We start from the raw sequence: 26,098 nt of genomic DNA on the forward strand, positions 1-26,098 counted from the left end.
TGAAACGCCCTGTGCGGAGCCGCATGCAGGGTGTTGTGGGGGCTGAGGGTTAGAGACCCTTGGCTACCCGATTATGCATCATTACTCCGCCTTTATTATTTCTGAAAAAGAACCAAGCTGAATGGTCTTAATTGTATTCTCACATTTATATATAAGTGTCACTGACAGTACAAATTTGCTCAGAGGATCAAAAATAATTGTTGATACAAACTTGTCTATCTGAGTTAAGTTATCTCTTAATTCACTTGAGAAAACCAAAGACCCATTTTCTGTTAAATCAGTCTGAACAGAGTAGATTTGGCAACTATCCAGCACGTTAGGTACTACTAAGTCAAAGCTACCTTCTTCGTATTCGACTATACTGCCGCCAATACTTTTCAGGCTTTTTGACTCAACCAACTCACAATAACCAATTTCGGCCGTGATTAGTAAAATAAAGCCAATAAGAATTTTCAAAATTTGAACCTGTTTACTTGGATGCATAACGCCTTATTAGCGAGCATCTCGCATATGAACGAAAGTGCAGTAGATTCATAGCTAATGTCCCTTTAATATAAACCTTTGTTATACAACATTTAATTTTAAAAGGTCAACTTTGGTTTGGGTGGTTTTGCCTTGGATTTCGCAAGCCTGTATTTAGCGAGAAAACTCGCCAAATACAAGATTTTATCTAACCTATTGATTTACTTATTTAAAAAATTGAGATTTACACAAAAAAATTTACAACAACTTGCGGTATAGCGAGCATATATCTCTTACTTCTTAAAACATTTTTTATATAACTAAAACCTCAAGTGTTTTTAGCCCATTTCAAAGATGTGCCTTATTAAAATTTATGTCATTATAACTGACCAGCATCGAAGCAAAATCTATGATTTTTATCGTGGAATAATACAGACAATAAAGGAAGTTTGATGTTCAATATTGTGCCGTCTAATCGTCAAGAGTACTTACTGCAAGTGCTCATTGAATTATTAAAAAACGATTATACTTCTGGGCGGCTTGGCATTTTTGAACCTTCAACTGTGATGGTTGAAAGTTTGGGTATGAAGCATTTTATCCATATGCGCATCGCTCAATCATGCGGCGTTGCCATGAATATCGATTTTCCTTTGGTATCTCGTGGTATTTACTCCCTCTGCCGCTGTATTCTTGGCGAAGATCAAGTGCCCAAGGAATCCTTATACAAGAGAGAAATTTTAACCTGGCGTATTGAACACCTATTGCGCACAGAAGCGTTTCAACAAGATCCAGACGCCGAACATGCGAACGCTTATTGGCAACAAGCATCTGATCCTGAAAAAGCCCGTTTTATTCTCGCTCAGGGTACAGCTGATGTATTTGAGCAATATATGCAATTTCGTCCTGAATGGTTTGAGCTTTGGCAGCGCAATCAGTCCATTTTTAGCCAAGATAGCGCGCAGCAGATGCTTGAACCCTGGCAGAAAAAACTCTGGCAGATGTTAGTGGCAACATCTGATGCTTATCCTGCGAAAATTGTGAAAACGGCCACTGAAAATTTTACACCTAACACCTATCAGCTACCTAAAGTATTGTATATTTTTGCGGTGAATGCGTTAACCCCAGAGCAGTTGACCTTTTTGGAAACCATAGGTCAAGAAGTCGATATTTACTTTTTTCATTTAAATCCATGCGTTGAATTTTGGGGTGATTTGGTTTCAACCTATGCTCTGATGAAAGAAAAGCTTGAGCAAGGTGTTACTAAACTTACCGATGAAGATTCACCCAATACTTTGTTGGCAAATTTAGGCAAACAAGGGCGGGTCTTGTTTAATCAATTACAAAAAATTGATTATCCTGATTTTACTCAACGTGCGTTGTTTGCAGATAAATTGGCGCAAGAAGAAGCCAAAGAACTCACTGTATTAAGCGCTATTCAACAAGATTTATTGCAAGCCCAAACCGGTGTAGCAGGCAAACTGCCACCTGATAATTCGGTCAGTATCCATAGTTGTCATAGCGCCTTGCGTGAGATTCAAGTGTTGCATGATTATCTTCTGCAGATTATCCAAAACAGTGACAATAGCATTAAACCTCACGACATTATTGTGCTATGTCCTGCGGTTGAAGATTACGCCCCTTATGTAAAGAGTGTATTCAGAGGCAGCTATGCCACTGACCAAGATGGCAATCCTCAGTTAGTCTGCTCAATTGCAGACAGAGCCCCCTTGGATGCTGATCCTATGGTCAGTATGTTTATCGATATGCTGCACTTACCCGACAGCCGCTTTAGCGTGACATCTCTGATTGATTACCTGCACATTGAAAGTGTGCAACGAAAATTCGGCCTAACGCCTTCAGAAGTAGAGCTTTGTGAAAAATGGATAAGTGAAGCCAATATTTATTGGGGTAAAGATGCGGAACATAAAGCTGCCATCTTGCAACAAGCAGAGGTGAAAGACATCTATACTTGGGAATGGGGATTGTCTCGTCTATTGAAATCGGCGCTTTTTGCTGACGAGGACGCCGATAATTTACCTTTTGCTATGGTTAACTGTGTAGAAGGTCAATCCTTATCCATACTGGGCAAGCTAATTCTGTTCATTGAAACCTTGCAAACCATCTACGCTGGCTTGCAAACACAGCGTAGTATGCAAATGTGGCTGGGTTTTATGCAAAGCGAAATCCTAGAACAACTGTTTGCCGAAAAAGATGACAATCGGGCTTTGGCAACGCTGAAAGCTGCCATTGAACAAATTAACAATAACATTTTAAAAGCCAAACACGAGCATCAAGTTAAATTATCTGTTGCCCGCGAAGCGCTATCTAACTTGTTATCCAAACCAGATCCAGTGAATCAGTTCAATACCGGACAAGTGACATTTTGTTCTATGGTACCCATGCGAAGTGTGCCTTTTGAAGTGGTGTGTATTTTAGGTTTAAATGACGGCGTTTTTCCTCGTAGCGCACAGCCCCTTAGCATTGATTTAATGGTCCGAGATAAAGCTAGAAGTACAGATAGATCAAGACGTAGCGAAGACAGATACATGTTTTTAGAAGCCTTAATTTCTGCTCGACAATATCTGTACTTAAGCTATCAAGGTAAGAGCATTAAAGATAATGGAAAACGCGAACCGAGTTTGGTATTGCGGGAGTTTATGGACTATTTAAAGCAAGCTTTTGATTGTGTTCCTGTTACTGAACATCCACTACAACCATTTAGTCCAAAAGCCTACGAAAAAGACAAATTAACAGATGCAGATTGGGCACAACGACCTTCGTTTTCGAGTGCTTGGCTAAAGGTTGCGAATGAAAAAGTCATAACCATGGCTGATTTACGCTGTGAATTTGAATTACCCGCCTTTATTGACGCAGATGATTTAGTAAGCTTTTATACAGATCCGCTGGCAGCTTTTGCGCACCACCATTTGCACTTATCCTTCGATAGATTTGTAGATGCACAAGACGATACCGAACCTTTTGAAGCCTCAGGCTTAGTGCGCTATCAAATTAATCAATTCTTAATAGACCTAGCAGCTAGACAAGAAGCTTTGGCTTTCGAGCAAAAAATACAGCAAATGCACAAAGCTGGAGATTTACCCGAAATTAGCTCCCAGCAAGATATTTATCATCAAGCATTTACTGGTTTAGCTCAATCGTTTGCACAAGATTCCTATCTTGATGATTCTCAAGAAGTAAGTGAATTTAATACGGAGATATCGGTCAACAACAAAACCATAATATTAAATTCATTTACGGAAGTGGATATTCACAACAATAGTCAAATTCTTGCTAATCACCAAATATCAGTAAAAGACTTATTTGGCACCTGTATCAAACATGCCATAAAGCGCATAGCGTCTAATAAACCCGTTTCCACTGTCTTGACCTTTGTCGATATAAAAGGCTATTTAAAAGGGATTCAAACTGGCGATAGTAAATCTTCGCAACCTAAAATTGGCCAGCTTGAGCTGAATGATAATAATTTTGATGCGTTCAAAGCAAAGGCATTCCTTTCTACCTTATTGCAACATTATCAAACCGGAATGCAGAGGCCAAGCATGCTGCATTTGGAGCTAGGTTGTGCAGCGAATAGAGCGGTAATAAAAGCTAAACAAAGCAATTATCAAGATACTGCTGATATTCCAGATGCACTAAATAAGGTGTTAGATAATGAATATTTCGCAAATGACTATGTAGCGTATTTTTTCCCCGACAATGTCAGCGCAGAACACATAGATAGTGAAAAGCTAGAACAGCTTTACTTTGCGCACCTACCTCAAGGGTGGGAATGCTAATGAACAATCAGCCTCTTATTCCCTCGCCTTTAGATGTTGGTGCCATGGCGCTCAATGGTAGACACATTATTGAAGCCAGTGCTGGAACAGGGAAAACCTACAATATTACCCGTATTTTTATACGTCTGTTATTGGTGAAACAGGTCGAGGTGCAACAGATTTTGGTGGTGACATTTACTAAAGCGGCAACAGAAGAACTGCGCGGTCGCATCGCTGAGGCGGTAAATGAGTTGCTAACCTGTATCACCGAAACGCCGGATAAAATTGATGATCAATTTCGTCAAATAATAGAACAAATTCCAATTGATGAAGAAGTCGACGATCAGCAACGAGCTCAATTAAAAAAAGCAGCCGTTCTACTGAAGTCCGCAGCCCTAGACTTAGATGAGGCTTCGGTATTTACTATTCACAGCTTTTGTCAGCGTGTAATTAAACAAACTGCGTTTTTACGTCATCAAAGTTTTACCCCTGAAGTCATTCACAGTAGCCGCGCCTATGTACTGCAAGAAGTGCAAGACTGGTTCAGGCGCCATCAAACTGAACAACCCATAGTGTCTCAACTTGAACAACTGGGAATACTTACGCCAAACCAATTCGTTGAAACATTTTATCCGGCGCTCATTGGCTATAATACGTTAAGTGTTATGGATATTGCCCGATGCTCAGCTGAAAGTGAATCAGTGGCAATAAAACAACAAAAAGACTTAGCACTGGCTAATTTAAACGACCTTTATCAAACATTTTTTAATCACCCACAAGTAACCACCGCTATTACACTGCTACAGACTCAAATAGCTAGCATGCAAGCCACCTTGAGTGCTGAAAAAGCTGATCGCATAGCGGCGTTTGAGGCATTGATGGATTGGTTAGCCTTACCAAGTTATGACAACTTGGTAGCAAAAACCAAAGTAAAACCGATCTTTGGTAAGAAATTAGTTGATAGATTTGTCGGTCATTTTTCAGGTAACACAGATGCTAAAGACGATTTAGCGGCATTTGCGGACAAATATGCCACCTTGTCTGATGAAGCCAAATCATTATGTTCTGAATTAAAAAAATTCGATACTGAATTGGCTAAACTTGAAAAGAAACAACAAGAAAACATCCAATTTGAAGCACTTTATCAAGAGGTACTGACTTGGATTCTGGATATTAGAGGTCGCATTCTATCCAATAAGCAGCAACATGAAGTGATAGACCATGACGATACTATCCATAGTTTAGCGGAGGCTATTTCACAGGGAAATCAAGGCTTAATAAACTACATCAGAACACATTATCCCTTTGCCTTGATAGATGAGTTTCAAGATACTGATAAGCACCAGTATGCGATTTTTTCTCATTGCTACCCCCAAGATGCCACTAACACTATGTTGGTAATGATAGGTGATCCCAAACAGGCGATTTACGGCTTTAGAGGTGGTGATATTAATACCTATATTCTTGCTCGTGAAGGGGCTCAACTTTGGTCCATGCAACATAATTACCGCTCTTCTGATGCTGTCATTAATGGCTACAATTGTTTGTTTTATGGCGCCAAAGTGACTGAAAACTCAATATTGGATATTAAAAACCGATTACCTTTAGCGCAGCATGATCAGCGCCTTGAGCAAAAAGTAGAAGCAGATAGAGATTCTATTATTCAGGATGCGCATATTTTCGATCCGCATATCCCCTACCCTTGGATTTATCCTGGCAAAGATACACAAACAAACAAGTTGTCAGACAGCAGAAAAGGTGCCATCCATTTTCAACTAAATGAAGATATTTGGACAGATACTAGCCATCATCATGGCAAAACTTTTAAGGCTGAACAAGCACTCGCAGTTGCCAATGAAATAGTGCGATTAACAAAAGAAACCAAGATTGAAGACGCGCCTGTAAAGTTTAAAGATATTGCAATTTTGGTAGCTTCAAAATCGGAAGCCAAGTATATACAAGATGCGTTAAAGCAGGCGGAAATAGCCTCGGTATACCTAAGTGAAAAAGCGGATATCTTCGGGAGTAAAGAAGCGACTTATTTGTATCAAGCGTTAGATGGCATTTTGCATGCTAATCAAAACCACAAGTTTTTTAGAGCCGTAAGTACAGAGCTTTTCGGGCTGTCCGTGGAAGAATTGCACCAGCTTACCACAGACATGGATAAGTTTGATGCGCTAAAAGAGCAAATGCATGAGTTGCAGCAAATTTGGTTAAATGAAGGTGTGCTTGTACTCATCACTAGCTTGCTGAAATCAAGGTTTAAAACCCATAGAAATGATGTGCTCAAAGAGCGCATCTTGACAAACTACACCCATTTATCTGAATTATTAAACGCACAAAGCAATGCCAGTGAGCATGCTTATCAATTACTGAATTGGTTTAAAAAGCAATTGCCACTGAATTCAGCTGAATCTGATGTTCCCCTTGAGCAAGATGAGAACGTTCAGCGCTTGGAGTCTGATGAGGCTTTGGTACAGATAGTCACCTTGCATAAATCAAAAGGTTTGGAATATCCCATAGTATTTATTCCTTTTGCGGGCCATGAGCCATATTCACCACGACCAAACCACATTTTACGTTATTTTGATCCTGAACAGGCTTGTATTAAGGTGCAAATAGGCATAGACGATACGTCTTCAGCTTGGCAAATGCAGCAAGACTTTGCTGAGCAAATACGCTTGCTGTACGTGGGAATCACGCGAGCTGTTCATCGTTGCTATTTGGGAATTGGACGTCAATCCCGTTATGAAAAAACGGCCCTTTATCATTTGCTTATTCATCAAGGAATTAATAATCCTTACGCGCAATTGGTGAGTTTGACCGAACATGCACCAGAGTTGTTCTATACCGATTTTTTTGGCAATGATGAGCAGGTTGATATAGCCAAAAGTCAGCAGTTAGCTATTGAATTACAAGCAAGTTCTTTCACTCAGTCGACAGATCAAGCATGGCAACTTGCTTCATTTTCAAAAATCGCGAGACAACATAAGACGGTAGATTTAACAGAGAAAGACCGCGACCAGAGTCTGCAATTGCCAAAACCTTCGCCCGCCGATGTAGAAGAAGAAAACAGTGAATTTAATCTAGACTGTCGTTTCAGCATTCAAAGAAGTGCTGATACTGGCAACCTACTACACAATATTTTAGAAGACCATGATTTTTCAAAACCTATTCAATTGGGTATGGAAAATCCACACGTCGCCTTTTATGCAAATACTCATGATACTCTCGATATTCAAGGACTGAACACTTGGATAAATGCCATATTGAACACGCCAATTCCAGAGGTTGATAAACAAGGTAGTTTTACTTTGGGATCTTTGACCGCACAAAATACCCTTAAAGAACCGGAATTCTATTTTCCATTAGATGAACTAAGTGCAGCCAAGATATCACGCATTTTAAAAGAGCACAGGCAACAAAATTCTATTGCTGCTGATTTTCCAATGCCCTATTTCACAATGGAAAATTTAAATGGCATGATGCATGGATTTATCGATTTATTGTTTATTCACAACGGACGCTATTATGTTGCCGATTACAAATCGAACTATTTGGGCGATAAGGCTTTAGATTACGGCGATGCACAGCTAACAAAGGCGATTTTAGAGCACAATTATGACCTGCAATACATTATTTATTGTTGGGCATTAGACAAGTATTTAGCAGCCCGAATTCCCGATTACCAAAGAGAAAGAGATTTTGGCGGCGTTTATTACTTCTTCCTACGCGGCATGTCGCCACAGTTTCCCCAAGGCTCAGGCATTTACTCCACACAACTGAGCAACACTTTGTGGCAATTGTTGGAGGATACTTTATGAACTGGCGTCATTTAATCAGCCGATTTCATGGTGTATCCCAATCAGATGCAGTAATCGTAGCTAAAATTATCGATTACTATCCTTTACCTACGTCACAGTCGTCAAAAACAGAGGTTATATATAGTGTACTGTTAAAGCTACATTTGCACTTGCAACAAGGCAATACCTGTTTGCCGCTAGATGGGATTGCTGGACAAACCTTGTTTAGTAGCCAAGTGCAAGACAGTGATCTTATTGAAACTGAGGATCATACTTTTGCCCCCGGGATACAACTACCCAATGTAGAGCAACTACAAGAACTGCTCTCACTCTGGTTGCAAACCTCGGCAGAAACACCACCTTACGTATTGATAAAAGACACATTGTGTTTACGCCGTTATTATCAGTATGAGCAAGAAATATTAGCGCGCGTGCAAATTATGAAAAAGCCTATGGAAGTCGCTATTTCAGATCAGCATAAAGCACAGTTTGACGCAATTTTTGCTAACAACAACCAGCAAATAAATTGGCAAGCAGTGGCTGTGGCAAACGCGTTAACCCAACAATTTATGGTACTAAACGGTGGGCCAGGCACCGGAAAAACCTATACGGTCGCTCGTTTATTGGCTATGTATAGATGCATTCACCCAAAACGTAGCATTCAATTGGCTGCCCCTACAGGTAAAGCGGCACAGCGTCTAAGTGAATCATTAAGTGAAGCCATTGAGCAACTTCAGGAAATCCCACTTATCACAGAACAAGTTTCCAGCATTCCGGTAATTGCAACCACTGTACATAAATTACTTGGCGCTCGCGCTGATAAAACCTCTACTCGCAAGAATCAAAATAATCTATTGCGATGTGACCTGTTAGTAGTTGACGAATTTTCTATGGTTGATAGTGCATTGTTTGCCAAACTTTTACGCGCTTGCAAACCCTCTACTCAGCTAATTCTGGTAGGTGACACCGCACAATTACCTTCGGTTGAACCTGGAAATCTGTTGGCAGATTTAACCCAAAACACCAACAATGATAAATCCGAAGCTGTCGCCCACTTTATTCAGCAATTATCAGGTATAGAAGTGCCTGTAGGCGCAAATAATCAAAGCGATCATGTAGTCACCCTTAGTCAAAACCATAGGTCAAAAAACCAAATCAATCAGTTAGCACAAGCTGTGCATACTGGAGACCTCAGTCAAATGCTGAGCTTACTCAATGCCGCCAATATTTTACCGAATGATATTACCGAATCAGCGTTTTTAGAACATCAGCAAGCTAGGCTGCAACCTTTTATAGAAGAGTATTCCACTAAAGTTAAACAGGCATCACATCCCAAAACGCTGTTTGATGCACTAAAAGCATTTCGAATTTTATCTCCCATTCGAAAAGGTCCTAGTGGGGTTGAGCAACTGAATCAATGGATAAGTAATAAACTACAAAATATCGTGGGAAGCACATCGAATTTAGGCTTATTTCATGGGCAAGCCATAATGATTACTGAAAACGATCCGTCAACCGGCCTAAATAATGGCGATATTGGCGTGATTTGGTCATCTTCTGAATCAGGACAATTAACCGCTTACATAGAAAGAGATAACGGACATCCCATGCAAATTAGTATTCATCGACTGCCCAAGTATGAAACCGCTTTTGCGCTAACCATACATAAAACCCAAGGCAGTGAATTCGAACAAGTACTCATAATTTTGCCCTATCAAATCACCCAAGGCTGTAATCGAGAGTTGGTGTATACAGGAATAACCCGTGCCCAAAGTCATATCGAAATCTTAGCGGTTGAAAAGGTATTGCGCTACAGTGCAGCGCAAACCAATAGACGGGATACTGTTTTGCAACAGCTTACGAGGCTAGAGCAGAATACTAGCTGACCAAATTCCATAGATGAGTAAAAACGGCAAAGTTGAAATCGCTGCCGATTGAATAGGACCAATGCTGGTAAGCTTTGAAAACATTAAAGCAATAATAGTAAAACTCCAAAGCATCGAAATATCTATGGTATTAAATAAAGCTGCCCATGGATGGGAACTGGAAAAATTGAAGAACAAATTGTTAAGCGACATGTAATTGATAGCCTCAATTGGCAGATATCGCATGTCTTCCCCTGAAAAATAGAGTAGCGCTCCAATCATAACCAAAGAAATCGGCAAGGTGGACCATGCCGATATAGCAAACCAATGGGTAATATTTATGCGACTTTGCTTTATAATATTGCTAGCAATAGACAAGTACAAAGATCGAACAACCAACAAAATAATAATCGCCATAGTGCCCGAAAACATATTCACCGCTAAAGTTAAACTCGGCGTTACATTTTGCATATTTTCTTCCATAGCATACACAGGCACTTCTGGGTTTTGCATAATGGCATCAGTTAACATTCGGTTCTTATACCATTCAAAGTCCACATTGGCGTAATATTTGAACCAAAGTACTGCAAATAAAACTAAAAGCGCAGCAAAAGGGATTAAGCTTAGTCTAGGGTGCGAAATGATATTATCGACTTCATTTCGTGGTGCAACTAACACATTTATAGAAGTTGAGAGTAATCCGGTCATGATTATTCCTATTTTTTGTTAATGGTTCTATGCCAATGATTCTGGTATGCACCCATTATTAAAAAAAACAGAAAATTTAAATAAATAGGTGTCCAGATAACGATCAAAGTCATTCTTGGAACATCCTGGAAAAGCACAATCAGAATATTGATGACGAAGCTAATTCCTAGACCAACCACACCAATATAGAAAAACGTGCTATATTTTTTCATCCTTTATGTCCTTACAACAAAACTTAGTGGTCTCCGTTATAGCCACTGGTCTTCTTCTTCGGGCTCTTCGTAATGCCCTAATACAAATGCACTAGATAAACTAAAATTAAAATTATCTATGCCTACCCATTTTTCGATTGATGCTTTAATCAAACTCCCTGTGAGATAACAAGCTAAGCTAAGCGTACTAGCGGCCATATACATACGTTGAATTTGCATACCATCTTCAATCATGATGTAGCGATTTACGCTTTCACTTACGTGCTGACTGCTTTCTACTAAGGATCCCAATTGTGCAAACATTATTGGTGAACTTACGAACTCATCTTGAAAGCAGTTAGCCTTTAATAATTGCTGAATTTGGCGTGATGAGCACTTTTTAAATAAATACAAACAGTGATCATACTCGTCGTACAGGTAAATACCTGTTCGAAGCGAAGTCACATTTTGTATAAACATAATGAGGCGGCAGCTACTGCCGCGCCCAGTCAATGAGGAGAGGTTGTCATGACTGAAATGCGATTCTTTTCTGTTATTGTGTTTTGGATAAGCCAAATATAAAAAATTTGATAATTCTTGCAGGCTTATCGCCTTATCCGTGTAAATACTGGTATTGCGGCGAGTAAAATAAGTGTCCAAGCTAGACAAGGAGTCAAATTTGACCGCTTCTACCTTAGGCAAAAGTATTTTTTCTAGCAATTTGTCTTGTTGAGATACGTCATATATCCATTTTATTGTCGACTTAATACTCATATTATTGCTCTGTGAAAATTTTCTTACACTTTGGTAATTCTTATTATTTTCATGAGGGCCTTGGTCTGAGATAACTAGCCTTTCACCATGTAAGAAAAAACTGTCCATGATGCTTCTCCTTTTAATTCTTTTGGAGTATTGTGATTTAGAAAATTTTGGTTTATTCCTTAACAGACATGGCAATTAAACTAAATTTTTGTCAACCATGTATGAGTTAGGCAATGGGAATGCGTGAGTTATTTGCACATCATTTGTTAGGTGGCTATCAAACAATTTTTTTATCTGATATATTGTGAGGCAAGTGTTATTTATTTGTTAGGTGAGCCTCATCAATACTCTCGAGGTCACGTGTATTAAGGGGTTGGCGTGAACACTGAAAAACGTTCCTGCTTAGTAGTTGGCGAATGGATAGTTCATACCGAACTTTCCATGCTCCAATCTAGGCATGGAGAACTTGTCGAAATGGAGTGGATGGCCATTGAATTACTCAATTATATGGCAAACCACAAGGGAGAGGTATTGTCTATTGATGACCTTATCGACAACGTTTGGACAGGAAAAGTTATCACCCCTGGAACCGTTAGACGCATCATTAGTTTATTGCGAAAAGCACTCGGCGATGACATTAAAAATCCCCAATATATTCAAAATATTCATAAGCGTGGCTACGTTTTAATTGCAGATGTGGGCTATAAAGTTCATTCTTCACCTAATTTAAAGTCGAGTGAAATCCCCAAAAATAAAAAGGTCAGCCAAGTACCTCAAAAAACCAAGGAAAACCCAAACTGGTCGACAAAATCAAAGAAGCCCCTATATCTCATTTTAACGGCTACCATTACCGCAATTTTTATCGTCGGCGTAATGCAGTTTTTTCCTTTCAATAAATCTAAGCATGTGTATCCCTTAGTTGATATTAAAGGGGGTGAAAAAGACGTTAGTTATATTCCAGATACCAATAAGGTTCTATATTCCTATAAAAGTGGTCGCGATGAACCTTGGCATATATCAAGCTTTCATCTCGTTAATCACTCTTCAACGGCATTAACGAGTGGCGACGCCGACGATTTTAAACCTGTTTATTCCGCTAACTCGAATAAACTCGCTTTTCTCCGCAAATCAGGCTCTGAATTTGCCATTATGGTAGGCGATTATTCAGACGATGGACCACCGCAAAATTTACAGAAAATATATTCAGCTGAAAAACCCATTAACACTATAATATGGAATCAGGACGGAGACAGCTTATTTTTTTCAGCCATTGATGAAAGAGATATTTATTCTGTTTTCACTGTGAATATTGACACCAAAGAGATAATACGTCTCACCCTGCCGAGTTCTCATAGTGGTGGTGATTATTTAATTTCGGTAGACGAAAGTCACTCTTATCTTGCGGTCGCTAGGCTATTCAGAAATGAAACTGAAGTCATTGTTTATCGATTAGAAGGTTTTTCACCTACCTATACAGCGAAAGTAAAATCTATTATCAAGTCGTTAACTTGGCACAACGAGCAATTACTATATCTAATAGGTAAAACGGTAATGAGTATTTCGCCAAAACAAAATTGGGCAGAAGAAACCTATTACGTGAGCCCTACGTCCATCAGTCAAATGACGTCTCAAAGCAACCGGCTATTTATCATTTCCGGCGATTTAAGCAACGTTGAAATTCGCCAAGTCAATAATCCATTTAATGAGAATTCAGGGGAAGGCAACGCATTTTCCATTAGCTCCCCTTTCCGCGACTTTTTTGGCATTTACTCAAAAGTAAGCGATAGGATTTATTATTTATCCCATAAAAGCGGATTACGACAGATCTGGCAATGGGATCCTGTCAACGGTCATAGCCAATTAACAGAATTTGATGATTATCAACAAATCGATAATTTACAAACTGCTTATGATCAGGAGTTAATTACCGGCACTATAGGTAGAAAACTCTTTGTACTAAACCCTGACACTAAAAAATTGGTGTATTATTCTCCAGAAAATCATTATGTGACCTACCCTGCATGGTCAACGGATTCGAATATTATCTACTATGTAAATTCTTATTTGAACGAAAGCGAAGTTTGGCAACTTGATATCAGTAGCGGCGAAGCAACACGTTTAGAAAAAGGCATCTCGGCAATAGCCTCAACTGCCATCAAGAACACCTTAGTTGCGCAAAGTGATCTCGGTACATTTTTATATGATGTGAAAAACAAAACACGTAAAGCCATTGATATACCAATTAATTTAAAAGTGAATTACACTTGGCAAGTAATAAACACCCATTTATATTATTTTGAAATTAATGGAACTCATACAGACTTGGTACGTTTCAATTTGAATACTGGGGAATTGGATAAAAGGGCGTTTGATGTGGAGCTATTGAATGCTAAATTTTTCATTAAGCAAGATGAAAGTAGTATTTTGGTTAACGCGTTTTCGCCGGCTCAAACTGACATAATGGAATTAAGGTAAGTTAAGAAGCATAGAAGGACACTTACCTCAATTCCACCGACTGAAATAAAACTTGGGGATTAATTGTCAATCAACAATTAGTTGCCGCCGTTAGTTTCGCCATCAGATCTGCGATCTTTAGGGATTAAACATTCTGGCATTGGCCAGCAGTTATAAATTTCCCACTCATCATCAAGACGGTCAGAGCCACCAAGTGTAAAAGGGGTGTAATCGAAAGATAAAATATCATCATCTTTAGATGTTTCTTTTTCTTCTTCCGCTGTTACAGCAAAACAAGCTGTCATTGTGATAGTAGCGACGATTGCAGTTCTTTTTAAAAAGGTAGGCAGTTTCATTATATATCTCCATTAGTACGTCTAGTACGTCAAATTATTATGTTTTTGAAAAATTCTGAAAAAAGCTTATCAACATGAAAACTTTTTTTGTTCGGCTGACCCTTATTACTTTTATTCAGCTAAATTAAAAAGTAAATGATGAAAAAGTGAGTTATTTGTGAGATTTGAAAATTGAATTTTTGTTCAATAATTTCAAAAACTTAAAATTGAAAAAGTTTGTATTAGGTTTTTGTTATGCGATCCAGACGGTTTTAAGAAGGTGATATTGAGAAATATTTAAAGGGAAATAGCGAATTATTTAATTTTGCGATTATTTTTTCTTAATACTCAAGGTTTGCCAATAAATATTGCGCCTACCAAGCTTATCAGCTACTAAATCAGTTTCTAACATCGCTATAGCCCCTAATTTATCTGCCTTAGCGATTAAATCATCAATATTTATTTCGAACATTGCTCTAGCATAAAGCTCCTGTGCCCCCATACCCAATTTTATTGTCAAGATAAGCACGCCATCGTCTGCTAATAAGCTTAAAAGCTTTTTTAGCGCCAACGCCTGCTGTTCTGGCTGTACGTGCATCCACACGGCGCTAAGTAGTATTAAATCGAATTTAGTACTCTGTTCTGGAGTATGTCTAAGGCTAGGCAATTCGTCCTGGATCCAGTCTATGTTTAGCCCAAGAGTAGAGGATTGACCAACTTTAAGCATTTCAATGGCAGGCTCAACAGCCACACAATAATAATCAATCCCTTTACTTTGCGCTGCTATCGCCAAATGCTTTATGTCTCGACCGACTCCAGCCCCTACATCTAATATTCTAACTACGTCTTTGTTCCACAATGCTTCTAAATGCCTAGACCATCCAGCATGCACTGCATCAAATGGAACTGACGAGTATTGTTGTTTAAGTTCTTGTATGTTGTCGTTGTAGTAGTTGGTTGGCATAACAAAGCAGATTATTCAAAATAGTTTATGAGGATATAGGATTAATTTCCCAATTTCTTTTACTTTGTACAATAGAGCGTGTTTATCTTTGATTTTCTTTAAAAAAATTTTAATATCTTTGGTTTGGCGTTTTAAGCACCGGATAAAATCATGACATTACTTCAGGATCCTGCCATCGACTTTGCGAAGTTCTTTGATAAGTCTCATTTGTTAGAGGTCAAGAAGGGTACCATCATGCAATTGGACGGCGCAGATTGCCCAAACTTTTTATTAGTAAAATCCGGCACGGTAAGAGTATATGCCTTGAGTGGGGACAGCAGAGAAAATACGTTATATCGCATATCAAAAGATGAGACCTGTGTGATAACTACTAGCTGTCTATTAAGCGAACGTCCTTACCCCGCCATTGCCGAGGCCGAAAGTGATGTTGAAATTCGCTTTATGCCAAAAGCGAAATTCCATGCCTTGTATGATGAGTCGCCTGAGTTTCGAAATAAACTGCTACAACTGCTCAGCCACCGAATCGGAGTACTAGTGGATACCATATCAGTACTTGGCACTTTTAGCATTGAGCAACGTTTAACAACAAGGTTACTAAAAGAAAATAGCCTTGTTATTCACGCAACTCATCAACAGCTTGCTGATGATATAGGTAGCTCTAGAGAAGTGGTGAGTCGTCAATTAAAACGCATGGAAAAAGCCGGATATTTAAAAGTGCAACGAGGTACTATTGAGCTTATTAACTTGCGCTAAATCAAAAAAATACATTAAATCTAGCATTAGGTGATTAAGTCACAGACAAACAATGTCATTAGTTGCTTAATAGGATCTCAATCAACAATGGAGATCTACCATGACAAATGAACATAACATCGATCGCGCTATAAGAGTACTTCTAGGTATTGCACTTCTTTCATTAGTTTTTTTCGGACCGCAAACCCCTTGGGGCTGGATAGGTATAGTTCCATTACTCACTGGAATTGTTGGTTTTTGCCCACTTTACAAAATCTTTGGCATCAACACCTGCCCGATTTCAAAGTAATGGCGAAGAAAAATTAAGCCCTTTATCATAAAAGAGCTTAACTAAGGATTTATTGCTGCAACAAGGAAATCGCTTCGGTATGGTTTTTACCCTTGGCCAAGTCAAGGGCTGTTTTGCCCTGCTTGTTTTTTAAATTTTTGTCAGCGCCATTTGCCAACAAGATCTTTAATTGCTCGATTTTTCCTAAATAAGCCGCATCCATGAGTGGGGTATCACCGTTGTTATTTCCAATATTTATATCTGCACCATTTTTCACAAAAAATTGAAATAAATCGATGTCCCTAGTATTCCAGCCAACGATAGTTAAGGCTGTATCTCCATTAGATGTCTGAGCATTAATATTTGCGCCTTGAGATAACAGCATTTTTATACCCGTTAACAGGCTATCGCTATCTAAAAATCGAATTACGTAAAAAGGCAGTACCTTACTCTTAGCCGCATGCACATAATCCTTGTCGCTAAAATGTTGTTGCAAGATCGCATAATAATCCTGTTTATTTTGCTGTAGTGCAAATTCAAATACCGAAAGCCCATGTATTTCAACATCAGTTGCGTCAATGCCATGTTCAAGCATCATCTTAGCTAATGAGGTTCGCGAAAGGATAATCGATTGATAGAAAGCTTCATTCACAACGTCTTTATCTAGCTTATTATTGCCTTTTAAAGCTTTGGATAGAGCCACTTTATCGTCGTTAATAATGGCATTTATTACCGGGCTTTTGGGTATATAAGCGTCTTCCGTTTCTTTTAAAACTTTTGTCAACCAACCGCTATTAGTTGAAACTCGAGTATAAAACTCCCTGACACCATAATTGCCTTCCTTAAAACCATTGCTTACTTGATAAGAACTAACACCAAGGAGGTAAAGCTTATTATCCTGTTCAACAAAGGCTGGTCCACCGCTATCACCTCTAGAGCTTATGCCTTCAAATTCTGTAGCTGTTTCAGGTGCATTGAAAGTAAACCCAATGACAAATTGATCTACGCTATCCACAGTGTTGGTTGCCGCTCTTTCGATACCATCGTCTCTGATCAAGCCGTCTTTACCATTGCCAAAAGTACCGCGCCCCACAAATACTACTTGTTTATTTAATTCCTTATCCCCTGAATATATAACCGCTGGTTTGCTATTTTTAATAGGATCCTTCAATTGCACTATGGCAATATCATAGAGCTCATCATTTTCTCGGGTAAATTGTGGATGCACAATAATGCGATTGACTCTATATTGCTGATCTAAATGGCGAGCAACATAAATGCTGTTTTCTTTGCCTTGCAAACAATGAGCAGCAGATATGATCCAGTTCGGTTGAATAACAGTTGCAGCACAGCCACCAATATATGCCACTGAAGCGGAATAATTTTCTGCTAAAGCTTTATATTTACTGTCTTCAATGTCATGGCGTATTACGATTGCTTCTGATAAGTATGAAATAAGCAGCATCAAAATAAACAATGCTTTTTTTAATAATGACATCCTTTCCTCCAATTCCCCATATTTGAAGTTTTAACTTTGATTGCGGTGAATATTGCCTCAAATTAAGGGGGCTTTCTTATCCATTCGTACAGAAAACATGATTAAATGGGTATAAGCTTACTAAGTATTTAATAAATAAAGGGTGGAATGTTAAAGTGAAACAGTAAAAACTTCAATTTTCCATTATTTTTCAAAGGACAAGCTTAATGCTTAAAGCAATTTCTTCTTTTTCTTCTATATATTTCCTTTGCTTATTCATCCTGCTCTCTACGCTGGTGAAGGCTGAGCAAGTTATTCACCCAGTAAACATGCCTAAAATCGTCGGCTACTACCCAGCATGGGAGGCTGAAAGAGGTTACACCGTTAAAGATATGGTGGAGCGCGGAGCTGCAGACAAACTTACACATTTATTATTTGCTTTTGCAGGCGTTAACGAGCAGGGACAATGCTATATCGCTGATCCGCAAGCTAGTATGAAAAAAGCATACAACTCCCATGAAAGCCTTGATGGTGTTGCTGATAATGAAGACGCGCCTGTAAAAGGTGTAATTGGACAATTTGTTCGGCTAAAAAAGCAATATCCAGACCTAAAAATCCTATGGTCTGTGGGCGGTTGGGGATTATCACCAGGCTTTGTGGAAGCCGCTAAGAACATAGAAGCCTTTGCTGACTCATGTTTCAATATGATTTACGACCCTCGATGGAATGGTGTATTTGACGGGATTGACATTGATTGGGAATATCCCAACGCTTGTGGCGTTGTTTGTGACCATAGTGGTCGCGATGGTTATTACAAACTCATGAAAGCTGTACGCACCCGTTTTGGCAACGACGCCTTGGTAACAACTGCTATTGGCGCCCAATCAACCGTGCTCAACGCCGTAGATTATGGAAAAGCCGCTCCCTTCATCGATTTTTATATGCCTATGACCTATGATTTTTCAGGCACTTGGGAAGCGCAAGGACCTGTTTATCCTCATTCTCCTTTGTTTGCCGTTGAAGGCGCCGACCCCACACGTAATTCAGATCACGCCATTAAAACTCTCTTATCCCAAAATGTGCCAGCTGACAAAATTCTTCTCGGAATAGGTTTTTATGGTCGCGGATGGCAAGGTGTAAAAAATGAATCTGTTTTAAGTATTGCCACCGCGCCAGCTCAAGGAAAGAACGAAGTTGGAGCTGAGAATTATAATACCTTAATCGCACGTTGCAGTAATATCGACGAAATTACAGGCACAGCATACAGCTTTTGCAACAATGAATGGTGGAGTTTTGATACCCCTAAAACAATTTCAATTAAAATGGACTATGTTAACGAACGCCAGCTTGGTGGTGCATTTTTTTGGCAACTCAGTGGTGATACCAAAACCAACGATTTATTAAATGCCATTCATCAAGGCCTCAACTAATTCTTAACCATTTTAGAAAAAAATAAGGCAACCATAGGGTTGCCTTACTCAACTACTATCATCTAATGACAGTAACAGGGAACCGTATTAACGTTTTGCATCTAATGCCGCTTGAAGTTTATCCAAATCTTCGTAACTTAAATCTGCTTTTTCAATGAGCTTAACTAGCGCATCGATTTTACTTTTGCCGTCACCTGAAACAAAAACAAAATCTTTATCACCCCCAGTACGGAAAACTTTCATACCTTTAACTGTAACCATCTCGGAGTCTAATTCCATGGTATTTCCGTTTTCAATAACAATGACCTTGTGCAATTCTTCTTCTGACATTTCGTGGTCTGGGGAGTTTTCACGCACATTTTCCAATACATTCATGACCTTTAGGCGGGTTTCCTCATCTAATTGATACAAATGACTTTCGACTAGGGCCATGTCTTCAAGATCGTCAAATGAAAACTCTATGGTTTCAGCATTCAAATCAGAACCTTTAACATCAATGACTACACTGTCTTCGGAATCTGCTTTAATGGTAAATACTTTGTGTTTGGTCTTATCATCGCTAGCATCAGCATTAGTAATGAAAGTGGTTAATAACGCAATAGCGAAAAGTCGCTTTAAGATAATCAGTGGCATAGTCTTTTCCTTGTAAAACAGTTTGATTAAAGAAATTTAGGCTAAATTTGCAATCTTTCATATTTGCCTAATACGCCAATTCTTTTACAAGCCTTGTGCCAAATTAAAATTTCTCATTTATTTCATACAGTTAGCTTTATAAGCTGATTTTTTCTTGGTTTTGAAGATGAAAAACATCCTCATATGAGGATATGATATCCTGATATCAGCAATGTATTCGAATCTAGCTATCACAACGTTTTAAAACTATATATTTTTCAATTGGTTATAAACCACATAAACTGGTGCATTATTTGAATAACTAAAGTGTCAAAGAATATCTCGAAGGCAGGATAAATGAAATTGGGGTCAGCTAAGAACATCTCGTTAGCCACTTATGTATTTACACTTTTAGGTGCTTTTTTAATTGTGATGGCTATTGTGCAATTAAGTTTTATATATTTTATTCAAGGGCGTATTGCCGATGAAATTGCCGACAAAAGCTTAAGCTTATCTACCGAAGTCATCGAACTTGTTATGCCAGAAGCTGAGTCTAAAACTGAGAAAGATGAAGTTGAAGAAGCTGATCCTGAGCAAGAATTAACTGAAAAAGTGACTCAATACGAGACGCATTTTGTTAAAAAAGTCATTCGTAATTGGGATGAAAGCTCTCGGATAGAAATGGAAAATGAATTAGGTAAATTAGAGCATGAATTCGCTTTTGGAAAGTTAAACGAAGTCAAAATTGAAAAATCTGAAGGCAATGTGTTTGTTATTAGTTTAGATGGGCCAGAAAGACGTTCACAAGTGATTCAATTCGACAATAATAAATCCAGCGTGAATCGGTATTTTCAATTATTAAGCGGCGCAACCCTAGCCTTTGGCTTGCTCAGTTTATTGTTTGCATATTGGTTATCTCGCCATGTCACTAAACCGCTGAGTCGACTTGCTTTAGGTTTTTCTAATCTTAGCCAAGGCAAATTCAATACCGTATTAGCAGAAGACGGTGTGCGCGAAGTCAAACTCATGCTGCAACAGTTTAATCAGACCAGTAAGCGTTTATCCCAACTTCAAGCAATGGAACATAAGTTTCAACAACAACAGCAACTCGCTGAACTAGGTGAAATTAGTCGAGGGTTAGCTCATTCTCTTCGTAATCCTTTGCATACTATAGGACTGTCTATTGACGAAATGCGCTCGGCAGAGTTATCAGAAGACGAGCGATTGTTTTTGGCGAATCAGGCTAGGAAAAAAATCACAGCCTTGGATAGGACCATTAAATCCTTATTATTACTAACGACCTCAGGTTTAGATAGATCCCAAGATTTATCGCTTAAAGATGTTGTGGAAGATGCTGTAATGCAAATTAGTATGGGACATCAGCATGCCATTGACGTTGAAGTTATCGGTACACCATGCTTACAAGGATCTGCCACAGAATTAGCAGCTGTAGTAACTACTTTGCTCAGCAATGCGGTCGAAGCCAGTAAAAATGGAGAATCGATTCACGTCAAATTATATGAAACGGATACAGACTTCGTATTGGAAGTCATTGATAAGGGTGAAGGATTATCCCCATCTATTGCGGATAAATTATTTCAGCCTAGCATTACTAGCAAAGCTGAAGGTGCTGGTATGGGTTTATACATCGCGCAGCGTATAGTGCAACTGCATTATAATGGTATTGTAACCCTTGAAAATAATAACCAAGGTGGTTGTACAGCCAGTATCATGTTTGCCAAGGAGACGCATGCATGAGTATTAAACCTCAACATCTGAACGTTTTATTAGTAGAAGATGACAAGCAGCAACGAGAGTTAATTAGCTCTATTCTTAGCAATGCTGGTTACAATATCCAACAAGCCGACAGTTGCGAAGCTGCAATTGTGCTGTTAAAAACACATAAATTTGATCTTATATTGAGTGATTGGAAGCTCCCTTCCCTGTCTGGTCTTGATCTTCTTAATTATGTGCGTAGCAATATGCCGCTAAGTGGCTTTGTAATGGCCACAGCTCACGGCAGTATTAGCCACGCAGTAGAGGCCATGCAAGCGGGCGCTGACGATTATCTCACCAAGCCGTTTCAACGTCAGGAAATGCTGCTTGCGTTGGAAAAAGCTGAGCGCGCTTATTCATTACGTAAGAAAAATAATGCGTTAAGCAACGCACTTACGACTCAGCATCAACTGATGGAATTTGTCGGTGTTAGCGACGCAATGCGACAAGTACAAGATCGCATTAGCCGGGTAGCGAATACTGATGTAACAGTTTTAATTACGGGTGAGAGCGGCACGGGAAAAGAGCTAGCCGCCCGCGCTTTGCATAATTTATCCAGTCGTAAAAATAATAGATTTGTGCCCATTAACTGTGGTGCTATTCCTTCTGAATTAGCGGAAGCTGAACTCTTTGGTGCGAAAAAAGGCGCTTTTACTGGTGCAAACGCTGACAAGATTGGCAAATTTGCATTTGCCGATAAAGGTACACTTTTTTTAGATGAAATTGGTGAATTACCCTTATCTTTGCAAGCAAAACTACTGAGATTTTTACAAGAAGGCAGCGTCTTACCTCTGGGGGATAATAAAGAATATAAGGTTGACGTTAGGGTGTTAGCGGCGACCCACAGAGATTTATCCGCCATGGTGGCTTCCGGTGAATTTAGAGAAGATTTATACTACCGACTAAACATAGTGCCTGTTGAAATTCCGCCATTAAGAGAAAGAACGGAAGATATTCCTTTGTTATTCGATTTTTTGCTTAATAAAGCGGCGCAACAATACGCATTAAGTGTCCCTGAAATTTCCAAAAATACCAAGCAAAAGCTTAAAAGCTACTCTTGGCCTGGCAATGTAAGAGAACTCAGCAATAAGGTAGAACGTTTTGTGTTGCTGCAAGATGAAGTAGAGCTGTGTAATTTTGCAGAGACATCAGCACCCCAAACATCGCCTCAAGACCTTAAATTACCCGCTGAAGGCGTAAACTTCGAAGCACTTGAATCTAGCTTTCTATTGCAAGCCCTTGAACACACCAAGGGCAATAAAGCGCAAGCTGCTAAACTCCTTGGCATGACCTACAAAGCTTTTCTATATCGATTGGATAAGCATCAGATTGGAAAGGATATTGATTAATTTTAATAAGCTCTCGCCTTGCGCTTGTCTCGTACCCAAGTACAACTGGTGTTAGTCTGCTTAATTTCAAATAAATCAATTGCCGCAAATAAATCCGTTAGTTTTTTAAACCCGTAGTTTCGTTGGTCAAATGAAGCATGATTTGAAATATGTTTGCCAATAGTGCCCATGTTTGCCCAGCCTGAGTCATCTTCAGAAGCTTCTATGGCTTGTCGAAGCATATTAATTAGTTTGGAATCACCTTTAATGTTTGTGGGGCCTGACGTTACCACCTTTTCAGAATTATTCTCTTCATCGAGAAATAGAAATTTAGAACAGCTATTCACAAATGCTTTGGGGGCTTTTCGTTCTCCAAATCCTATTACGCGCTTTCCATCCGCTAACGCTCTGGTCACTAAAGGTGTAAAGTCGCAATCTGAAGAAACCAAACAAATAGTATCAACTTCTCGAGTGTACAAAACATCCATAGCATCAATAACTAACGCTATGTCAGTTGCATTCTTTCCTTTTGTTAGGTCAAATTGTTGAATAGGTTGTATCGCAAATTCTTGTAGGACCTCTTCCCAAGGTTTTAAGTTTGAACTTTTCCAATTTCCGTATGCCCTGCGAATGTTTACGAGCCCGTATCTGGCTAACTCCGACAAAATAACGTCAATTTTAGCCGCTGGTGCGTTATCTGCGTCGATAAATAAAGCAATTTTTTGTTTTTCTTCCAACTAAACCTCCAAAACACTCACTAGCACTCTTCGATGTTCAATAGTTGCGAATACAAATTCATTAAACAACAGCCGAACGAAAGCTCAAGTATTAATGGAGATACTGTTAAACTAAATTTTTATCACCGTAGGTACAAAGAAAAAACCTTAATATACCTGATGGTTCAGATGAAAAAATCAACAGATTTGGACTAAAAACAACATATAAGTTTTAATCTTTCAAACAAATAGATAAATGTTTGGCTAGCGTTTTTTTGTAATTTGACTTTAAATGAAAATGGAGCAAAGGTAATTTTTTCAACTAGTTTTTTTGAAGGTTTAGCACAGTTTAGTTTTTAATATTTAAACGGTACTGTAAGAACTCGGTGTTAACTAAAATCCCTAAATAGACTGAGTATAGTCGGGTGGCCAAATATAAATATCTACCAATTGAATTACTGAGGAATATTAAGAAATTGAGACACTAGTTCTCGAACTATTAGCCATTTAATATGCATTAAGAATGATAATGATATTTTAGACAATCAACACGAAATACACTAAGGGTTAGATTTGTAAAACTTCAAACAAATCATTTGTCACGTTTCCATTGAAACGCTGCATTCACATATGAATTTTGGGAACTAAACTAAAAAGTGAAAATTTCAGATATCTAAATGTAAGTAAAAAATACCGCAGTATTTCTCGATTTAACGCTCTGTAATCTGGCTAAGACCTTCAACTTTCAATCGTTTTCCTGTTGTTACCTCTAGAAATCCAATAAGAGAAAGACGTTTAGTGTGTATACCAGCGCAACCATAGAGTTGATTGTTTTTTTTATAGCCATCAACTATCAATCGAAATTCTGCTTCGTCTAGAGAGTCAATAGTGCTTTTCAATCGTTGTAATGCTTCCATAGCATCAGTGTAAGAACTAGAGGAAATAAAGCTCTCTATTATTATTTGCTTTAGTCTTTTCCCCATTCCAAGATGATCAATAAGTGCTTTGTAAATTTCTGATGCGTGCACATAAATATCGTCATACGGTACTTTTAAAGCCTGACGAGCACCAATAAACCCTTGAGGATCGCAGTTGCTGACTTTTAAACAAATTATAGGAATACCTTTTCCCAAAGCAAAGCCAGCTTCTTGGTTGGTCCAGTTGCTATGATGAAAATCTTCCGTCAATAAAACGAGCATAATTTCCATTGTATTTAAGCCATTTTCTATTTCTTTCTGCCACTCCTTCATTGGCTTAATTGCATCATGTGCAACAAATGTAGTAACCCCGTATGGCTCCAGAGCATTAGCTAATTCATGTGCTTTAGCCTTGTGAGAATCTCTGTGACTGAGAAAAACACGAAGCTTTCCCTTAGCCCACAGACCTGTTTTTTCAGGATTGACAGAAGGGGGGTTTGAAATTGGTTCAGCCAGACTGTACTGACTATCATTCTCGTCAATTTGCTCAATATAGACTTCTGAAATAAATTCATCTTGAATTTTTGGAAGCACTTTGTGTAGATCATCCTTAATTTTTTTTGATACTTCAGCTTGAGTTTCGAGTTTAATAAGAACCATTTCGTCTTCTGGCACGAATAGTGTTACATTGTGTCCATGCATACCACCATTCCAATTATCGTAAATTGCACCATAATCTACGAAGACGTAAGACGAATTTATCACTCGTGAAAGTATTGACTCATCATTAGTTTCATAATAATTTCTAATGCGCTTTAATGCTGAAATTACTTTCTGGGGTAAAACAAAATTATTGGTATCCAAACTGTCTCCATTTGAGGTCATTTAGTTTGCACGATTCTAGAACGATAACACTATATTATATAGCCGCAACTTTTTAACCATCTATCACCAGAGAAATGATTTCCAGCCGTGTATAGCGCGTTTTGCTGCCAGGACGGAGCGCAGCGTAGTATTTTAAATTCACAGAAGGATAAATCGGCGCTAAATCGACGAAACTTAAGGATATCTTTTGCACGCAAAAATCTAAATTTAATTGATTGATACTCTCAAATTATGTGAGCGTCAACAATAGCTTTAGTCAAATGTTGTAACTAACCATTTAATATGAGAATAAGTGAGAAATAACGGTATTAGGTGGGATCGTGACGCGCGCCTTTTGATTAAAGGGCTGTATGGATAATCAGTGGCATAACGTCGAAGCGCAGTTTTATCACTTAATTTAAGACGGCTGGTTGTAAGCGTTGTAAATGGACTTTGAAATGAGAAATTTGCGTTGATGAATTTCATTCGTGTGATATATCGTTAAACCTAGTTTAAATAAGGTTTGAACGCGATTAAACAGTGGTTTTATTTTACTGGTAGACTAAAAATAGGATCGCGCTTGGATCGCACTTATATTTCACACTTTATAATATAGGATCGCACTTTTCTACGCGGC

At 38.7% G+C, this 26,098-nt stretch carries 18 protein-coding genes; 9 read left to right on the forward strand and 9 right to left on the reverse strand.

Annotation, left to right across the window (positions count from 1 at the left end):
• Positions 1-81 precede the first annotated feature (81 nt).
• Entirely contained in the window at positions 82-483 is a 402-nt protein-coding gene (locus ACNKW3_RS17605) for a hypothetical protein (RefSeq protein WP_427400643.1), read from the reverse strand.
• 431 nt (positions 484-914) lie between these two features.
• Here ACNKW3_RS17605 and recC point away from each other — a divergent pair, with 431 nt between their 5' ends.
• Genes recC through recD form a run of 3 tightly spaced genes read left to right on the forward strand, consistent with a single transcriptional unit; the run spans position 915 to position 9,927 of the window.
• A complete protein-coding gene (recC, locus tag ACNKW3_RS17610; RefSeq protein ID WP_427400644.1) occupies positions 915-4,259 on the forward strand; it encodes an exodeoxyribonuclease V subunit gamma in 3,345 nt (1,114 codons plus the stop codon).
• Positions 4,259-8,062, forward strand: coding sequence for an exodeoxyribonuclease V subunit beta (gene recB / locus ACNKW3_RS17615; protein WP_427400645.1), 3,804 nt, complete (start codon positions 4,259-4,261; stop codon positions 8,060-8,062). Before recC ends, recB begins: the two co-directional genes overlap by 1 nt.
• Positions 8,059-9,927 carry an exodeoxyribonuclease V subunit alpha gene (gene recD, locus ACNKW3_RS17620; RefSeq protein ID WP_427400646.1) on the forward strand — a complete coding sequence of 623 codons (1,869 nt, stop codon included), beginning with the start codon at positions 8,059-8,061 and terminating at the stop codon, positions 9,925-9,927. Before recB ends, recD begins: the two co-directional genes overlap by 4 nt.
• On the opposite strand, the gene ACNKW3_RS17625 is transcribed toward recD, so the two are convergent.
• Together ACNKW3_RS17625 and ACNKW3_RS17630 are read right to left on the reverse strand one after the other, a co-directional pair.
• Positions 9,907-10,614 carry a YIP1 family protein gene (locus tag ACNKW3_RS17625; protein WP_427400647.1) on the reverse strand — a complete coding sequence of 236 codons (708 nt, stop codon included), beginning with the start codon at positions 10,612-10,614 and terminating at the stop codon, positions 9,907-9,909. The genes recD and ACNKW3_RS17625 overlap by 21 nt on opposite strands.
• Positions 10,615-10,862: 248 nt before the next feature.
• A complete protein-coding gene (locus ACNKW3_RS17630; RefSeq protein WP_427400648.1) occupies positions 10,863-11,687 on the reverse strand; it encodes a hypothetical protein in 825 nt (274 codons plus the stop codon).
• 258 nt (positions 11,688-11,945) lie between these two features.
• Here ACNKW3_RS17630 and ACNKW3_RS17635 point away from each other — a divergent pair, with 258 nt between their 5' ends.
• Positions 11,946-14,042, forward strand: coding sequence for a winged helix-turn-helix domain-containing protein (locus tag ACNKW3_RS17635; RefSeq protein WP_427400649.1), 2,097 nt, complete (start codon positions 11,946-11,948; stop codon positions 14,040-14,042).
• Between the two features lie 77 nt (positions 14,043-14,119).
• On the opposite strand, the gene ACNKW3_RS17640 is transcribed toward ACNKW3_RS17635, so the two are convergent.
• Positions 14,120-14,377, reverse strand: coding sequence for a hypothetical protein (locus tag ACNKW3_RS17640; RefSeq protein WP_427400650.1), 258 nt, complete (start codon positions 14,375-14,377; stop codon positions 14,120-14,122).
• A gap of 310 nt (positions 14,378-14,687) precedes the next feature.
• On the reverse strand, positions 14,688-15,320 hold the full coding sequence (locus ACNKW3_RS17645) for a class I SAM-dependent methyltransferase (RefSeq protein WP_427400651.1): 633 nt from the start codon (positions 15,318-15,320) through the stop codon (positions 14,688-14,690).
• 150 nt (positions 15,321-15,470) lie between these two features.
• Between ACNKW3_RS17645 and ACNKW3_RS17650 the strand changes: the two genes are divergently transcribed.
• Together ACNKW3_RS17650 and ACNKW3_RS17655 are read left to right on the forward strand one after the other, a co-directional pair.
• The gene (locus ACNKW3_RS17650; protein ID WP_427400652.1) at positions 15,471-16,073 is read left to right on the forward strand and encodes a Crp/Fnr family transcriptional regulator; all 603 of its coding nucleotides are present in this window, start codon (positions 15,471-15,473) and stop codon (positions 16,071-16,073) included.
• Positions 16,074-16,173: 100 nt separating this feature from the next.
• Entirely contained in the window at positions 16,174-16,362 is a 189-nt protein-coding gene (locus ACNKW3_RS17655) for a YgaP family membrane protein (RefSeq protein WP_427400653.1), read from the forward strand.
• Positions 16,363-16,411: 49 nt separating this feature from the next.
• On the opposite strand, the gene ACNKW3_RS17660 is transcribed toward ACNKW3_RS17655, so the two are convergent.
• The gene (locus ACNKW3_RS17660; protein WP_427400654.1) at positions 16,412-17,839 is read right to left on the reverse strand and encodes an ankyrin repeat domain-containing protein; all 1,428 of its coding nucleotides are present in this window, start codon (positions 17,837-17,839) and stop codon (positions 16,412-16,414) included.
• 206 nt (positions 17,840-18,045) lie between these two features.
• Between ACNKW3_RS17660 and ACNKW3_RS17665 the strand changes: the two genes are divergently transcribed.
• Positions 18,046-19,248: a glycoside hydrolase family 18 protein gene (locus ACNKW3_RS17665; RefSeq protein ID WP_427400655.1), complete on the forward strand. Its 1,203-nt coding sequence runs from the start codon at positions 18,046-18,048 to the stop codon at positions 19,246-19,248.
• A gap of 87 nt (positions 19,249-19,335) precedes the next feature.
• Here the strand turns inward: ACNKW3_RS17665 and ACNKW3_RS17670 are convergent, their stop codons facing one another.
• Entirely contained in the window at positions 19,336-19,881 is a 546-nt protein-coding gene (locus ACNKW3_RS17670; RefSeq protein ID WP_427400656.1) for a hypothetical protein, read from the reverse strand.
• 336 nt (positions 19,882-20,217) lie between these two features.
• On the opposite strand from ACNKW3_RS17670, the gene ACNKW3_RS17675 reads away from it, so the two are divergent.
• Positions 20,218-21,618, forward strand: coding sequence for a sensor histidine kinase (locus ACNKW3_RS17675; RefSeq protein WP_427400657.1), 1,401 nt, complete (start codon positions 20,218-20,220; stop codon positions 21,616-21,618).
• Positions 21,615-22,985: a sigma-54-dependent transcriptional regulator gene (locus ACNKW3_RS17680; protein ID WP_427400658.1), complete on the forward strand. Its 1,371-nt coding sequence runs from the start codon at positions 21,615-21,617 to the stop codon at positions 22,983-22,985. Before ACNKW3_RS17675 ends, ACNKW3_RS17680 begins: the two co-directional genes overlap by 4 nt.
• Before the next feature lie 2 nt (positions 22,986-22,987).
• On the opposite strand, the gene ACNKW3_RS17685 is transcribed toward ACNKW3_RS17680, so the two are convergent.
• Entirely contained in the window at positions 22,988-23,701 is a 714-nt protein-coding gene (locus ACNKW3_RS17685) for an NYN domain-containing protein (RefSeq protein WP_427400659.1), read from the reverse strand.
• A 689-nt stretch (positions 23,702-24,390) separates the two neighbouring features.
• The gene (locus tag ACNKW3_RS17690; protein ID WP_427400660.1) at positions 24,391-25,461 is read right to left on the reverse strand and encodes a toll/interleukin-1 receptor domain-containing protein; all 1,071 of its coding nucleotides are present in this window, start codon (positions 25,459-25,461) and stop codon (positions 24,391-24,393) included.
• Positions 25,462-26,098: the final 637 nt, after the last annotated feature.

The sequence above is a fragment of the Glaciecola sp. 1036 genome, assembly GCF_050306235.1.
Lineage (GTDB): Bacteria > Pseudomonadota > Gammaproteobacteria > Enterobacterales > Alteromonadaceae > Glaciecola.